This is a genomic window from Rhodopirellula europaea 6C (genome assembly GCF_000338295.1).
Classification (GTDB): domain Bacteria; phylum Planctomycetota; class Planctomycetia; order Pirellulales; family Pirellulaceae; genus Rhodopirellula; species Rhodopirellula europaea.
The window spans coordinates 1-788 of record NZ_ANMO01000188.1 but is presented as its reverse complement, the minus strand read 5'-3'; the positions used below and the strand labels follow the sequence as shown (position 1 = coordinate 788).

Annotated in this window: 1 pseudogene; it reads right to left on the bottom strand. The window is 54.8% G+C overall.

The features are described 5' to 3' along the window. Positions 1-246: pseudogene (locus RE6C_RS19445) on the bottom strand (autotransporter outer membrane beta-barrel domain-containing protein); the annotation flags it as partial. Between the last annotated feature and the right edge of the window lie 542 nt (positions 247-788).

Here is a 788-nt window from a genome sequence, read left to right as displayed (position 1 = left end):
CGTCGCCAACGAGATCGTTCCACCGCCGGAAATATTGAACACGATCCGGTCACCCGCTTCCGCATTGGAAATCGCTTCGCGAAGCGAACCGTCCCCGTTGTCGTTTGTGTTCACCACTTCAATATCCTCCGCCTGGATCGCCAATGGCGCGGCGAACGTCAAGCAACCCACGATCAACCCCCGAAGGATGTTTCGCCGCACGCGACGTGAACAGGTTGACAAACGGTCATCGGTTGAGCGGGTCATTTGGTGCATTCCTGTGATTCCTTTCGTAGGGGTCCCACGCTTCATCGGCATCATTATGAATTCACCGACAACAAGACCCGCTCAACCTGAACATGCCGCAAGAGCGGTGATAGTCCCTCCCAAACAACCCGCAAACTCAACGTCATCCACGCAAGCGGACACAGAAGCATTGAAACGCGGAGTGACGGAGGAGCGGAGCTTCGCGGAGAGAGGTGAGCGTCAGCCTGGCTTGGGGCCGCCGTATCGGTTGACGATGCGATTTAGGCCGTCGATGAAATTTGCTTCGAGAAATTGATGAGCAGCAAGCGTCCAGATACATCAAACGCCAATAAGACCAAGCCAACGATTCACTTCGATCGCGGCTCCAGTGATTACGTCAGTCACTTGATTCTGTTCCATCTCAATCTCCACCAGCTCGAAACGCTCCTACCCCAACTCCGCGAAGCTCCGCTCCTCTGCTACTCCGCGTTTCAAGATTCGCGTCGATCAACAACACCACGTTCCAATTGATCGGCGATCAAAAACTCCAACCCGTCCTTCGG